Below are 13374 nucleotides of genomic sequence, written 5' to 3' on the forward strand. Positions count from 1 at the left end.
AGGTCAAACCGTTGCCGCTGACGGCTCCGATCGCACTCCAGGTCAAACCGTTGCCGAAGGCGGTGGTGACCGTGTGATCGAACGCAACAGCACCATGAGCTAAGCCCATGGCGGCCCTGAAAAAAAGCCCAATCACCGGATTGGGCTTTTGACATTCTGGTTCCTCGCTTTATAGACACTGCAACTTCTCGCCTGATCTCCTCATCCTCGTTCGACGCCGGCAAAGCCGATTTGCTAGAGTGCGCCGCTCTCCTTCTCCAGAAAACGCCCTTGCAATGCTGCCCCGCGCCGAACAGAAACAACAAACCCGCAACGCCCTGATGGACGCTGCCCGCCACTTGATGGAAGGCGGCCGTGGATTCGGCAGTCTGAGCCTGCGCGAAGTGGCGAAAACCGCCGGGATCGTCCCTACCGGTTTCTACCGGCATTTCGCGGATATGGATGAACTGGGCCTGGTGCTGGTCAGCGAAGTCGGCCAGACCTTCCGCGAAACCATTCGCCTGGTGCGGCACAACGAGTTCGTCATGGGCGGCATCATTGATGCCTCCGTGCGGATCTTTCTCGATGTGGTGAGCGCCAACCGCTCGCAATTTCTGTTTCTTGCCCGCGAGCAATATGGCGGTTCGCTCCCGGTACGATTGGCCATTGGCCGTTTGCGCGAAGATATCAGCTCGGACCTGGCGGCCGACCTGTCACTGATGCCCAAATTGCAGCATCTGGACATCGCCGGCCTGAGTGTCATGGCGGACCTGATCGTAAAAAGCGTGTTCGCCACCTTGCCGGAGATCATCGACCCGCCGGCCGAGGCACTGCCTGAACACCTGACACCCCAGGCGAAGATCACCCAGCAATTGCGGTTTATCTTCATTGGCCTCAAGCACTGGCAAGGCCTCGGCAGTACCGAATAACCCTTGTGGGAGCGAGCCTGCTCGCGAAGCGGTCGTCCACTCCATATCAATGTGAATGATCTGCCCCAATCGCGAGCAGGCTCGCCCCCACAGAAAAGCCAAATCGCTTCACATTGGTGCAATACAAAAACTTCCCGCACCAACATCATTCAAAACCCACCGACTACCACGCCTCGCCCCACGCCTCCTTCAGGCATTTCCTACGCATCACCCCGCTTGGCAAGCCCCTTGCTCTAGCCACGGTATTGTCCACTGCTGGAAGCTTTCCGATGCTGGTGATTCATCGCAGAATCGACCCTCAACCCGTCTGGGCCGCCGAATTGCACCTGGCGTTCGAAGCCCGGAGCAAAAGCCGTTTGCGCTGTTTCAGTGCCGAGGGCGAAGACGTCGGGTTGTTTTTGGAGCGCGGTCAATCGCCACTGTATGACGGCGAATGCCTGCAAGCCGAAGACGGGCGCATCGTCCGCGTTTGCGCCCGCCCCGAGCAACTGCTGCACGTCACCTGCGCCAACGCCTTCGAATTGACCCGCGCCGCCTATCACCTGGGCAATCGCCACGTTGCCCTGCAAGTGGGTGATGGCTGGCTGCGCCTGCTCGATGATTACGTGCTCAAGGCCATGCTCGAACAACTCGGCGCGACCACTGAGTCCATCGAAGCGCCGTTCCAGCCGGAACACGGTGCCTACGGCGGTGGTCATCATCATTCGCGCCACGGCGATGAAGACTTCAACTACCCGCCCAAACTGCATCAGTTTGGCGTGCGCCTGTGAACCCGGCCTGGGCGCTGCTGCGCCTGGCCAGTCCGCAACTGCCGATTGGCGGCTACAGCTATTCCCAGGGCCTGGAAATGGCAGTGGAGAACGGTCGCGTCAACGACCCCGACAGTGCACGGCGCTGGATCAGCGATCAATTGCTGCTCAATCTCTCCCGCTTCGAAGCCCCGTTGCTGCTCGCCCATTGCGTCGCGGCGCAGGAAGAAAACTGGTGCGAATTGCTGCAACGCTGCGAAGAACACCGCGCCAGCCGGGAAACCCGTGAGCTGCATCAAGAGAGCCGGCAAATGGGCTACTCCCTGCAACAACTGCTCAACGGATTGCCGGAGCTGGATGCAGCGGCCCGCGCGTTCCTCGAACAACGCTCCGAACCCCACCTGGCCCTGGGCTGGGCATTGGCCGCTCGCGCCTGGCAGATCAGCCCGCAGGATGCGTTGGCCGCCTGGCTCTGGAGCTGGCTGGAAAACCAATTGGCGGTGCTGATGAAAACCCTGCCCCTGGGTCAGCAAGCCGCCCAGCGCCTGACCAGCGAATTGTTGCCGCTGTTGCAGCAAGCCCAGCACAACGCCACCCACATCCACCCCGAACACTATGGCAGTGCCGCTTTCGGCCTGTCCCTGGCGTGTATGGCCCACGAGCGCCAGTACAGCCGTCTGTTCCGTTCCTAGGGCCCGTAATCTTGGAGAATCACATGAACACACAACCTCTGCGCGTCGGCATCGGCGGCCCGGTCGGCTCCGGCAAAACCGCCCTGACGTTGGCCCTGTGCCTGGCCTTGCGCGACCGTTACAACCTGGCCGTCGTGACCAACGACATCTACACCCGTGAAGACGCCGACTTCCTCGTGCGCAACCAGGCCCTGGCCCCGGAACGCATCATCGGCGTGGAAACCGGTGGCTGCCCGCACACGGCGATCCGTGAAGACGCCTCGATCAACCTCGAAGCCGTGGATCAGCTCAATCGTCGTTTTCCGGGCCTGGACCTGATTCTGGTGGAGTCCGGCGGCGACAACCTCTCGGCGACCTTCAGCCCGGAACTGTCGGACCTGACCATTTACGTGATCGACGTCTCGGCTGGCGACAAGCTGCCACGCAAGGGCGGTCCGGGAATCTGCAAATCCGATCTGCTGGTGATCAACAAAATCGACCTGGCACCGCTGGTGGGAGCTTCGCTGACCCTGATGGACAGCGACACCACGCGCATGCGCAACGGCAAGCCGTTCGTCTTCAGCAACCAGAAAACCGGCCAGGGCCTGGAAGAGATCATCGCCTTCATCGAACGCCAGGGCCTGCTGACCGCAGCCTGATCCACTTTTATACAAGGAAGCTTATCCATGACACTGAATCGCATCCTGGGCGCCGCGGCGCTGCTGCTGACCCCGGCCATCGCCTTTGCCCACCCGGGGCATGGCGACAACGGCCTGATCGCCGGCATCGGCCACCCGATCGGCGGCCTCGACCATTTGCTGGCGATGCTTGCCGTCGGCCTGTGGGCGGCGCAACAGAACGGTGCGGCCCGTTGGGTGCTGCCGTGCACCTTTGTCGGCACCATGCTGCTCGGCGGACTGCTGGGTTTCGAAGGGCTGGACCTGCCGGCGCTGGAAAGCGGGATTGCCGCGTCCGTGTTGGCGCTGGGCCTGGCGGTGGCCTTGGCGGTGCGCCCGCCGTTGAGTGTGGCGGTGGGGGCGACAGCGTTGTTTGCGCTGTTCCATGGTGTGGCCCATGGACTGGAATTGCCGGACATGTCGAGTCCTTGGGCGTATGCCGCAGGATTCGTAGCGGCGACGGTGGCCTTGCATGGAGCGGGTTTCGCGGTGGTGCGGGTATTGCCGCAGGCGGCTGCACCGTTGGTTCGACTGGCGGGAGCGGCTTCGGCGGCGACCGGGGCCTGGTTGCTGGCGGGTTGATTCTCTAGCGCCTGAACCGGCCTCTTCGCGAGCAAGCCCGCTCCCACAGGGGTGACGCATTCCAAATGTGGGAGCGAGCCTGCTCGCGAAGACGGCCTGACAGACAACGCACCTCTCAGGCCTGCTAACATGTCGCGCAATCAACCCTGCCGTGACGACGCCAGCCAATGCCGCATGTTCCTCGCTCCGCTTCCCAGCCTGAACTGACTGCTCTGTTCATTTCGGTGCAACAGCACTTCCTGAACGTGATCGTGCCGCTCTGGCAAGGCCCCGGCTGGAATGCCGACATGGCGCTACCCTATGAGGCGCTGGACGCCGGGCACCAACCGCTGCCTCCCCAGCGTTACCGGGCCATGGCCTGCGCGCGACAGTTGTACCTGTTCGCCAGTCTGATCGGCCAGGTGCCAGGAGCCGAAGAACGTGCCGCGGCGCTGTTCCGCTCTTTGCAGCGGCATTTCCACGACGCCGAGCATGGCGGCTGGTTTTACAGCATCGACCCGCAGGGCGCGCCGCTGGACCAGCGCAAGGACCTCTACACCCACGCCTTCATCCTGTTCGCCTGCGCGCATTACTGGGATAAGTCCCGCGAGCCGCTGGTGGAGTCGGTGCTCAATGCCGCCCTGGAAGTGATCGCGCGACGCTTCGCCACCGGCGACGGCCTTTACGAAGCCAGCCTCGATCGCGACTGGCACACCCTGGAATCCGGCCCGCTGCAGAACCCTTTGATGCATTTGGCCGAAGCCTTCCTCGCCACGCTATCGGTGCGTGAAGATCTCGCCGTGCAACGGGCGCTGATCGAGTTATGCACAGCCATGCAGAAGCGCTTTATCGATCCGCAACACGGCGTGCTGATGGAAAAACCGCTGGGCGCTGTGGATAACTGGTTTGAACCGGGGCATCAGTTCGAGTGGTATTTCCTGCTGGAATCGTCTGATCTGCTGCGCGGTTCGAAACTGCATGCTTCGTTGGAGCGCGCGTTTGCTTTCACACAGCAAACGGGAGTCGATCCACAGACGGGGGCTGTGGCAGCGATGCTCGATCCGACTGGCCAGACCAAGGATGCGACTCAACGCATCTGGGCTCAGGCCGAATACCTGCGCGCATTGACGCTACGCCCGGACAGCGAGGCCTCGGTTCTTCGCCAATTGCAGGGTTTGCAGCAGCGCTCTCTGCACGCGGGTGGCTGGTATGAGTGTCGTGATGAGCATGGGGAGGTGAGTCGTCGGGACATGCCGTCGACCACGCCTTATCACCTGGCGACCTGTTATCGCGGGCTGGCCGACTATCTTCGCTGACTGATAAATCGCTTTCGCGGGCAAGCCCGCTCCCACAGGTTCAACTCGATCCCTGTGGGAGCGAGCCTGCTCGCGAATGGCCGTTATGCGGTCTTATGCCTTGCCAGCACTGCGATCAATCGCAAACCCCGCCCAGCTCTGGCTCACCGGCATCAACTCCAGCGTGTTGATGTTGATGTGTGCCGGCGCATTGAGAATCCAGAAAATGGTGTCGGCAATGTCCTGCGGCTGGATCGGTTCGGCACCGGCGTAGGTGGCGTTGTAACGCTCCTGGTCACCGCCAAAACGCACCAGCGAAAACTCGCTCTCGCACAGACCCGGCTCGAGGTTGCTGACTCTCACGCCAGTGCCTTGCAGATCACAGCGCAGGCTCAGGGAGAACTGTTGGACGAAGGCCTTGGTTCCACCATACACATGGCTGCCCGGATACGGATAATTGCCGGCGACGGAACCCAGGTTGACGATACCGGCGCCACGACCGTGGGCAATCAGGCGCGGCAGCAGCAGGCGCGTGCTGTACATCAGGCCCTTGATGTTGGTATCGACCATGGTGTCCCAGTCGTCCAGGCTGCACTTGGGCGCCGGATCTGCTCCTAGGGCCAGGCCTGCATTGTTGATCAACCCGCGCAGCTTGGCGAAGGTTGGCGGCAGGTTGGCAATGGCCTCTTCCATGGCCTTGCGATCACGCACGTCGAGCACCAGGCCATGCACTTCGGTCTGCTTCGACAGCTCGGCGCACAGCGCGTTGAGGCGTTCTTCACGACGGCCGGTCAGCACCAGCTTCCAGCCCGCCTCGGCAAAACGACGGGCGCAGGCTTCACCAAAACCGGAGGTCGCGCCGGTAATAAACAGGGTGTTGGACATCGTGTTCTCCTTGCTTCGGCTGACGGTCAGCCATTGGAATAGAAAATCAGCAGGCAGCATGCCCGGCCTTGTCCACAGCGGCAACCACCGCACAAGCTGTACAAAAAACAACCAAATCTCACAACCCCTTATCAGCCGTGCCTTGCAGCCATGTGCACGCAACTTATCCACAGCCCCATCCACACATTCCGGGGGCAAGTGGAAAAGCTGCAAGCCGCTATCCACAAGGCTTTGCGAGGGATTTGAAAACTTTTTCGCTTGACCCTGGTCGGCCTGCCGTGTAGCCCATGGTCATTTTCCCGACCGGCCGGTCAAATCCGCGATGGCCGCAAGCCAGTAACCACGGCCTTCAGCCAGGTCTTTCCAGAGTTTAATCACAGACTTATCCACAGGCTTCTTCACAGCCAACTGCAGCTGTTTCACCCTCAAGAAAATGGTTGACAAACCCTGCCTGAAGCCAGGTAAAAAAGCCTGATCAAAAAACAACCACATCGCTGCAAGCCACGTATTCAAAGGCGCTCAGCCAGCTACTCCCACGTTATTCACAGCCGGTTCCACAGCAAACGGGGACAAGTCAAAACCGTGACAAAACAACTGTTTGCAGCGGCTTTATGTCGCGCTTTCGGAGCTTGCGAAGATTGTTGTCCACAATTTCCGGAAACTGCACAACCCATCCTCTGTGGGAGCGAGCCTGCTCGCGAAAGTGGTAGCAGATCCAATACTGATGTGACAGGCAGATCGCATTCGCGAGCAGGCTCGCTCTCACAGGGTTTTGCGGAGTGAAGATGTAAAAAAGCCCCGACGATTGCTCGTCGGGGCTGTGGATACATCAGTAGAGAATCAGTGCCCGCCGAGATAGGCGTTACGCACATCCTCATCGACCAGCAGTTCCTTGCCCGTACCGCTCATGCGAATCTCGCCGTTGACCATCACATAGGCCCGGTCCGACAGCCTGAGGGCGTGGTTGGCGTTCTGCTCGACCAGGAAAATGGTCATGCCGGTCTTCGCCAGTTCCCGCAGGGTGGCAAAGATCTGCTTTACCACGATCGGGGCCAGGCCCAGGCTTGGCTCGTCAAGCAGCAGCAACTTCGGCCGGCTCATCAGTGCGCGGGCGATGGCGAGCATTTGCTGCTCGCCGCCGGACATCGTCATGGCACGCTGGGTACGCCGCTCTTCGAGCCGGGGGAACAGCTCGAACATGCGCTGCATGTCTTCCTTGGCGTACTTGTCACCGATCGGAATGGTGCCCATCAGCAGGTTTTCCTCGACGGTCATGTCGGGGAACACCCGCCGTCCTTCCGGCGATTGCGCGATGCCGTTGGACGCGATGTAGTGCGACGACTTGTGGGTGATGTCCACGCCCTGATAGAGAATCTGCCCGTCCGCCGCCCGCGGCTGGCCGAAGATCGACATCAGCAGGGTCGACTTGCCGGCGCCGTTGGAGCCAATGAGGCTGACGGTTTCCCCTTCGTTGATGTGCAGCGAGACTTTCTTCAGGGCCTGGATAGGCCCGTAGAACACGTCCAGTCCCTTGAGTTCGAGGATAGGTTTACTCATACCACCTCCTCTTCGTCTGCACCCAGGTAGGCGGCAATCACTTTCGGGTCGTTGCGGATGTCATTGGGGCCGCCCTCGGCGATGACGACGCCGTGGTCCAGCACCACAATGTGGTCGGAAATACTCATTACCATGCCCATGTCGTGTTCGATCAGCACCACGGTCAGATCGTGCTCGTCGCGCAGCAGCCGGATCATCGCGCTCAGCGCTTCGGTTTCCTGAGGGTTGAGGCCCGCAGCCGGTTCGTCGAGGCAGATGATCTGCGGACGGGTGCACATGGCCCGGGCAATTTCCAGGCGGCGTTGCTGGCCGTAGGACAACTCACCGGCCAGGCGGTTGGCGCAGTCCACCAGATCCACCACTTCCAGCCAGTAGAACGCGTGGTCCAGCGCATCGCTTTCGGCCTTGCGGTAACCCTTGGTGTTGAGGATCCCGGCGAGAATGCTGCGGTTGACCCACATGTGCTGGGCCACCAACAGGTTTTCCAGCACCGACATTTCCTTGAACAGGCGAATGTTCTGGAAGGTCCGCGCCAGCCCGGCGCGGTTCACCAGGTGAGTGCCACCGAACGCCTTGTAGAACAGCCGGCTGGCGAACGATTTCGGCGAGACGAAATCGGTCGGTTTGAAGGACTCGCCCAGCAACTTGATGACGTTGGTCTGCTGGCCACGCAAGTTGAGTTCGATCTTGCCGCCGGAGGCCTTGTAGAACCCGGTCAGGCAGTTGAACACGGTGGTCTTGCCGGCGCCGTTAGGGCCGATCAGGGCAAAGATCGAGTTGCGCTTGACCTTGAGGCTGACATCGTTCAACGCCTTGATGCCGCCGAAGTGCATCATCAGTTTTTCGACACTGAGTACGACTTCGCTCATGGCGCTACTCCTTTACGCGGGGTCACACCGGTACGGCTGATCCGAATCAGGCCGCGCGGTCGCCAAATCATCATCAACACCATCAGGATGCCGAACAGCAGAACGCGGTATTCAGCGAAGCCACGCAGCAGTTCCGGAGCCACCGTCAATACAAACGCAGCGATAACCACACCAATGGTCGAACCCATGCCGCCGAGTACCACGATGGCGAGGATCAGTGCCGATTCGAAGAAGGTAAACGACGTCGGGTTGACGAAACCCTGGTAGGTAGCGAAGAACACACCGGCCAGACCTGCCGTCGAAGCACCAATGGTGAACGCCGAAAGCTTGACCAGCACATGGTTCAGGCCCATGGAGCGGCAGGCGATTTCGTCTTCACGCAGGGCTTCCCAGGCACGGCCCACAGGCATGCGAGTCAGACGGTGCTTGATATAGAGCACAGCCAGGACCACCAGGAACAACACCGCGTAGATGAAGTAGTACTTCACGTCCGGGTTGTAGGCGATGCCGAAGAACTCATGGAACGGCACGCCGCCGTCCTTGGCCCGTTTGCCGAACTCCAGGCCGAAGAACGTCGGCAGCGGTGCAGGCATGCCGTTCGGGCCACCGGTCAGGGTCAGCCAGTTGTTAAGGATCAGCCGAATGATTTCACCGAAACCCAGGGTCACGATCGCCAGATAGTCACCGTGCAAACGCAACACCGGGAAACCGAGGATGCAACCGGCCAGCCCGGCAGTGATCGCCGCCAGTGGCAGCACTGTCCAGAAGCCCAGCCCCAGGTACTGATAACCGAGCGCCAGACCGTAGGCACCAATGGCATAGAACGCCACGTAGCCCAGGTCAAGCAGGCCGGCCAGGCCGACCACGATGTTCAGCCCCAGCCCCAGCAGCACGTAGATCAACCCGAGGATGACCACGCCCAGCACGTAGGAGTTGGAGAAGAACGGGAACACGACGGCGAGGACGATCATCAACGGGATGATCCAGCGCAGGCGTGATTTGTAATCGGGCGCCAGTACGTGCACCCCGGAGCCGGTGGTTTCAAAACCCTCGAGGATTTTCAAGCCCTTGGGCGTCTGCAGGAACGTACTCAAGGCAAAGCGACCGGCCATGACGATGGCAACAATCCAGGCCACCCGGGTGGATTCCAGGTTGAAGCCGTAGCCATCGAGCACAACACCGACAATCGGTCCGAATACGATCAGGGCGACGAGCCCGGCAAGGATCGCGTCAACCAGACTTTTTTTGAGATCAATGGTTTTTTTAGTGGTTGAAGACATCGCTTACACCTTCGACACAAGAGGACGGCCCAGCAGGCCCTGAGGCCGGAAGACCAGAACAAGTACGAGCAGCGAGAAGCTGAACACGTCTTTGTAGTCGGAGTTGACCAGGCCTGAGAACAGCGATTCGGAAATCCCGAGGATGATCCCGCCCAGCATGGCACCCGGCAACGAGCCGATCCCACCGAGTACCGCCGCGGTGAACGCCTTGATCCCGATGATAAAGCCTGCATAGAAGTCGAACGTGCCGTAGTTCATGGTGATGAGCACACCGGCCAGGGCCGCCATGGCCGCACCGATGATGAACACGTAGGAAATCACCCGGTCGGTATTGATCCCCAGAATCGAGGCCATCTTGCGGTCTTGCTGGGTCGCGCGGCACATGCGGCCGAGCTTGGTGTACTTGATGACGTAGGTCAGCAGGGCCATCCCGACAAATGCAGCGACCAGGATGAAGACCTTGGTGTAGGTCAGCTGCACAAAACCGGTGCCGACTTCGACGCGCCAGGCACCCGTCAGCAAGGTTGGAACACCTTGTTGCTTCGCGCCCTGAGCGATCTGTGCATAGTTTTGCAGGATCAGTGAGATACCGATGGCGCTGATCAGCGGAGCCAGTCGGGTGGAGTTACGCAGGGGCTTGTAGGCGACGCGTTCGATGACCCAGCCATACACCGCCGTGATGACGATGGTGAAGACCAGCGTGCCGAGCATCAGCAAAGGGAAGGATTCAATACCGAAGTAAGCCAGCAGAGCCAGACTGATTGCCGCGAGGTAAGCGGAAATCATGTAAACCTCGCCGTGGGCGAAGTTGATCATGCCGATGATGCCATAGACCATTGTGTAGCCGATGGCGATCAGGCCATAGACCGACCCTAAGGTCAGGCCATTGACCAGTTGCTGCAGGAAAATACCATCCATAACGCAATCTCACGCATTTGAGAGACTGCACAGAAGCCGCATGCAACGGACCGGGGTTCAGCCGCCGGCGCAATGCGGTTGTGTGCAGCTCTACAAGAAAAGACAGGTACTGCACGGACATGTTTCAGGACTGCCCGGCGCGCAAGGCACCGGGCAGGTCAACCGCTCATATCACTTCTGTTTTTCCAGTTGATGGTACTTGCCGTTCGCGTCCCACTCGTAAACCACGTAGTCGGACACTTTCAGGTCGCCCTTGCTGTCCCAGGTCTTCTCGCCCATGACGGTCTTGACCGGGTTTTTCTTCAGCCACTCGGCGGCTTTTTCGCCACTGTTGGACTTGGCGCCGTTGAAGGCTGCTGCCAGGGTCTGGACCGAAGCGTAGGCGTACAGGGTGTAGCCTTCAGGCTCGGTGCCGGCTTTACGGAATGCTTCTACCACGGTCTTGCTGTCTGGCAGCAGGCGTGGGTCGGCGCCGAAGGTCATCAGCACGCCTTTGGTGAACTGCGCACCACCAGCGGTGGTCACCAGTTCGTCGGTCACGATGCCGTCGTCGGACATGAACACGACATCTTTCAGACCTTGCTCACGCAGTTGACGAACCAGCGGACCGGCTTCCGGGTGCAGGCCACCGAAGTAGACAACATCGGCACCCGCGCCGCGGATTTTGGTCACGATGGTGCTGAAGTCTTTTTCACCACGGGTCAGGCCTTCGTACAGCACTGGCGTTACGCCGCGCTTGACCAGTTGAGCCTTGGTGGCATCTGCCAGGCCTTGGCCGTAGGTGTCCTTGTCGTGCAGCACGACAACCTTCTTGCCCTTGAGCACGTCGACGATGTAGTCGCCGGCGACGATGCCCTGCTGGTCGTCACGACCGCACATACGGAACATGGCGCTCAGGCCGCGCTCGGTAACCTGTGGGTTGGTGGAGCCTGGAGTGATGGCGATGATGCCCGCTTCGTCGTAGATCTCGGAGGCCGGGATGGTCGACGAGGAGCAGAAGTGACCGACCACGCCGGCGACTTTCTGGTTGGTCAGGTCCTTGGCGACCGTCACAGCCTGTTTCGGTTCGCAGGCGTCGTCGCCCTTGACCAGTACGATTTTTTCCCCGTTCACGCCGCCAGCTGCGTTGACCGCATCGGCCGCTGCCTGTGCACCCTTCATGTACTGCTCGCCAAATGCCGCGTTGGCGCCCGTCATTGGACCCGCTACGCCGATCTTGATGTCAGCCTGAGCAAACGCAGAAACACCCAACGCAGTTGCCACTGCGAGGGCCAGAAAGCCTTTCTTGTAAAACGTCTGGGACATGAGGTGGTGCTCCATGGTTTTTTTAATTGGCACTGCGACTTCACTGAATGCTCAGAGCAAGTGCCGTGCCATCGGTTTTTTATTCTTAAAAAAGTCGCTGCTTTATTGTTATTTCGACTGTTTCGGGCCCATTTTCATTGAGCGTGCAACCGTCTAAACCGCGGAAGGTAAAACCTTATTTTTTTTGAGGCGCAACCCGTCTGCGCCATCATTGCAACCGCGGCACCAAACGGCGTGCAACCAGCCTGTAACAACGTGCGTCACCGAACTGCACACTGCTGGTGCGGGACTGCTACAACACGCACCACTACAGGCTAGTCGCAACGCCGGAAAGCGCTGCGTTCCAGTAACAAATTTCAACAATCAGATCACGATCCGCAGGCACTGGCCTGCGTGATACAGCGAGAATCCCGCTTCGTACAGGCAACTGCGAAGGCCCACCCCGGCCAATGGCTGCATGGGGGCGAAGGGAATCGGTAGCGCCTGAGGATTACCGTTACACAGGTAATCGGCAAAAGCCTTGCCCACCACCGTCCCCGTGGTCACGCCCCGACCGTTGTACCCGGTGACTGCCACTATTCCGGGCGCCGGTTCGAACAAGCGCATCAAGTGATCCGGCGTGAAGGCAATGCGCCCTGTCCAGGTGCACTCCCACTCCACCGGTTTGAGGTTGGGGAAGTAGTGCTGCTGCACCCGATCAGCCCAAGCCTTGAGGAACCAGGTGGGTTTCTGATTGCCGTTGCCAAGGCTGCCCAACAGCAAGCGACCGTCCTTGTCCCGCCGAATGCTGCTCAGTACCTGCCGGGTATCCCACGAGCCCTGCCCGCCCGGCAGGATTTCCTGGGCGGCGTCCTCGGTCAGCGGCACCGATGCCACCTGGTAGTAATAGCCGGGGAAGAAATTGCGTCGCAGCTCGGTCCAGTCGCCTTCGGTGTAAGCGTTGGAGGCGATCACCACTTGCCCGGCCAGTACCGAACCCTGGTCGGTCTGCACCGACCAACGCTGCCCCTGGCGTTCGAGCCGGGTCACGGGTGAATGATCGAACAGCTGACCGCCGAGGCCGATGGCCGCTTTCGCAAGTCCCGTGGTGTAAGCCATTGGATTGAGGGTGCCGGCACGTCGATCGAGCAGCGCAGCGGCAATTTTTTTGGTGCCCGTCGCTTGCTCGCAAGCTTGTCCAGTCAGCAGTTCCACCGGCGCGCCACGACGCTTCCATTGTTCCTCGCGACTGCGCAGATCGGCTTCACCCCGGGCGTTGTGGGCCATGTGCAGCGTGCCTTCGCGGCGCAACTGGCAATCGATGTTGTACTTGTCGATCAGACTGAAGACCAGGGATGGCGCCGCACCCAGCATGCGGTTGAGCTGACTGCCGACCGCCTCACCAAACCCCGCCTCGATCTCGTCCGGGGGAATCCACATTCCGGCATTGACCAGCCCGACGTTACGCCCCGAACCGCCATGGCCGGCGCGATGGGCTTCCAGCACACAGACCGTCTTGCCCTGTTCCAGCAAATGCACCGCCGCCGACAGCCCGGTAAAACCGGCGCCAATGACGCAGACATCGACTGTCACCTCACCTCTGAGCGACGCATTATCAGGCCTTTGCGGCGTCAGTTTTTCCCACAGACACTCTTCGCGTAACGGCATTGCCAGACTCCAACGGAAACCTAACAAAAACATTTATTGAATGGGGATGATC

The 13374-nt window shown here is 60.2% G+C and carries 14 protein-coding genes; 6 read left to right on the top strand and 8 right to left on the bottom strand.

The features are described 5' to 3' along the window. Window positions 1–275 precede the first annotated feature (275 nt). The 6 genes from HNQ83_RS03530 (at window position 276) to HNQ83_RS03555 (ending at window position 4882) form a co-directional block, all read left to right on the top strand. Window positions 276–908, top strand: a complete 633-nt coding sequence (locus tag HNQ83_RS03530; protein WP_175387694.1) for a TetR family transcriptional regulator — start codon at window positions 276–278, stop codon at window positions 906–908. 269 nt (window positions 909–1177) lie between these two features. Further along, a complete protein-coding gene (gene ureE / locus HNQ83_RS03535) occupies window positions 1178–1678 on the top strand; it encodes an urease accessory protein UreE (RefSeq protein WP_175387695.1) in 501 nt (166 codons plus the stop codon). Further along, window positions 1675–2349 carry an urease accessory protein UreF gene (locus HNQ83_RS03540; RefSeq protein WP_175387696.1) on the top strand — a complete coding sequence of 225 codons (675 nt, stop codon included), beginning with the start codon at window positions 1675–1677 and terminating at the stop codon, window positions 2347–2349. Before ureE ends, HNQ83_RS03540 begins: the two co-directional genes overlap by 4 nt. Window positions 2350–2372: 23 nt before the next feature. Continuing rightward, complete coding sequence (gene ureG, locus HNQ83_RS03545; RefSeq protein WP_077045358.1) at window positions 2373–2987, top strand: urease accessory protein UreG; 615 nt, start codon at window positions 2373–2375, stop codon at window positions 2985–2987. Window positions 2988–3014: 27 nt separating this feature from the next. Continuing rightward, a complete protein-coding gene (locus HNQ83_RS03550) occupies window positions 3015–3587 on the top strand; it encodes a HupE/UreJ family protein (protein WP_175387697.1) in 573 nt (190 codons plus the stop codon). Window positions 3588–3754: 167 nt separating this feature from the next. Continuing rightward, window positions 3755–4882, top strand: coding sequence for an AGE family epimerase/isomerase (locus tag HNQ83_RS03555; protein ID WP_175387698.1), 1128 nt, complete (start codon window positions 3755–3757; stop codon window positions 4880–4882). Between the two features lie 93 nt (window positions 4883–4975). On the opposite strand, the gene HNQ83_RS03560 is transcribed toward HNQ83_RS03555, so the two are convergent. From HNQ83_RS03560 to HNQ83_RS03595, 8 genes are all read right to left on the bottom strand, one after another. Then, the gene (locus HNQ83_RS03560; protein ID WP_175387699.1) at window positions 4976–5746 is read right to left on the bottom strand and encodes an SDR family oxidoreductase; all 771 of its coding nucleotides are present in this window, start codon (window positions 5744–5746) and stop codon (window positions 4976–4978) included. Between the two features lie 291 nt (window positions 5747–6037). Beyond that, window positions 6038–6259 (bottom strand): hypothetical protein, encoded by a 222-nt coding sequence (locus HNQ83_RS03565; protein WP_256668847.1) that lies wholly within the window; start codon window positions 6257–6259, stop codon window positions 6038–6040. A 327-nt stretch (window positions 6260–6586) separates the two neighbouring features. After that, complete coding sequence (locus HNQ83_RS03570; protein WP_175387700.1) at window positions 6587–7303, bottom strand: ABC transporter ATP-binding protein; 717 nt, start codon at window positions 7301–7303, stop codon at window positions 6587–6589. Beyond that, on the bottom strand, window positions 7300–8172 hold the full coding sequence (locus tag HNQ83_RS03575) for an ABC transporter ATP-binding protein (protein ID WP_175387701.1): 873 nt from the start codon (window positions 8170–8172) through the stop codon (window positions 7300–7302). Before HNQ83_RS03575 ends, HNQ83_RS03570 begins: the two co-directional genes overlap by 4 nt. Beyond that, window positions 8169–9452: a high-affinity branched-chain amino acid ABC transporter permease LivM gene (livM, locus tag HNQ83_RS03580; RefSeq protein ID WP_175387702.1), complete on the bottom strand. Its 1284-nt coding sequence runs from the start codon at window positions 9450–9452 to the stop codon at window positions 8169–8171. Before livM ends, HNQ83_RS03575 begins: the two co-directional genes overlap by 4 nt. Before the next feature lie 3 nt (window positions 9453–9455). Then, on the bottom strand, window positions 9456–10370 hold the full coding sequence (locus HNQ83_RS03585; RefSeq protein ID WP_175387703.1) for a branched-chain amino acid ABC transporter permease LivH: 915 nt from the start codon (window positions 10368–10370) through the stop codon (window positions 9456–9458). 171 nt (window positions 10371–10541) lie between these two features. Continuing rightward, complete coding sequence (locus tag HNQ83_RS03590; RefSeq protein WP_175387704.1) at window positions 10542–11675, bottom strand: ABC transporter substrate-binding protein; 1134 nt, start codon at window positions 11673–11675, stop codon at window positions 10542–10544. Between the two features lie 363 nt (window positions 11676–12038). Further along, a complete protein-coding gene (locus HNQ83_RS03595) occupies window positions 12039–13322 on the bottom strand; it encodes an FAD-binding oxidoreductase (RefSeq protein ID WP_175387705.1) in 1284 nt (427 codons plus the stop codon). Window positions 13323–13374 lie beyond the last annotated feature (52 nt).

Source organism: Pseudomonas sp. C2B4 (assembly GCF_013359695.1).
Classification (GTDB): Bacteria; Pseudomonadota; Gammaproteobacteria; order Pseudomonadales; family Pseudomonadaceae; genus Aquipseudomonas.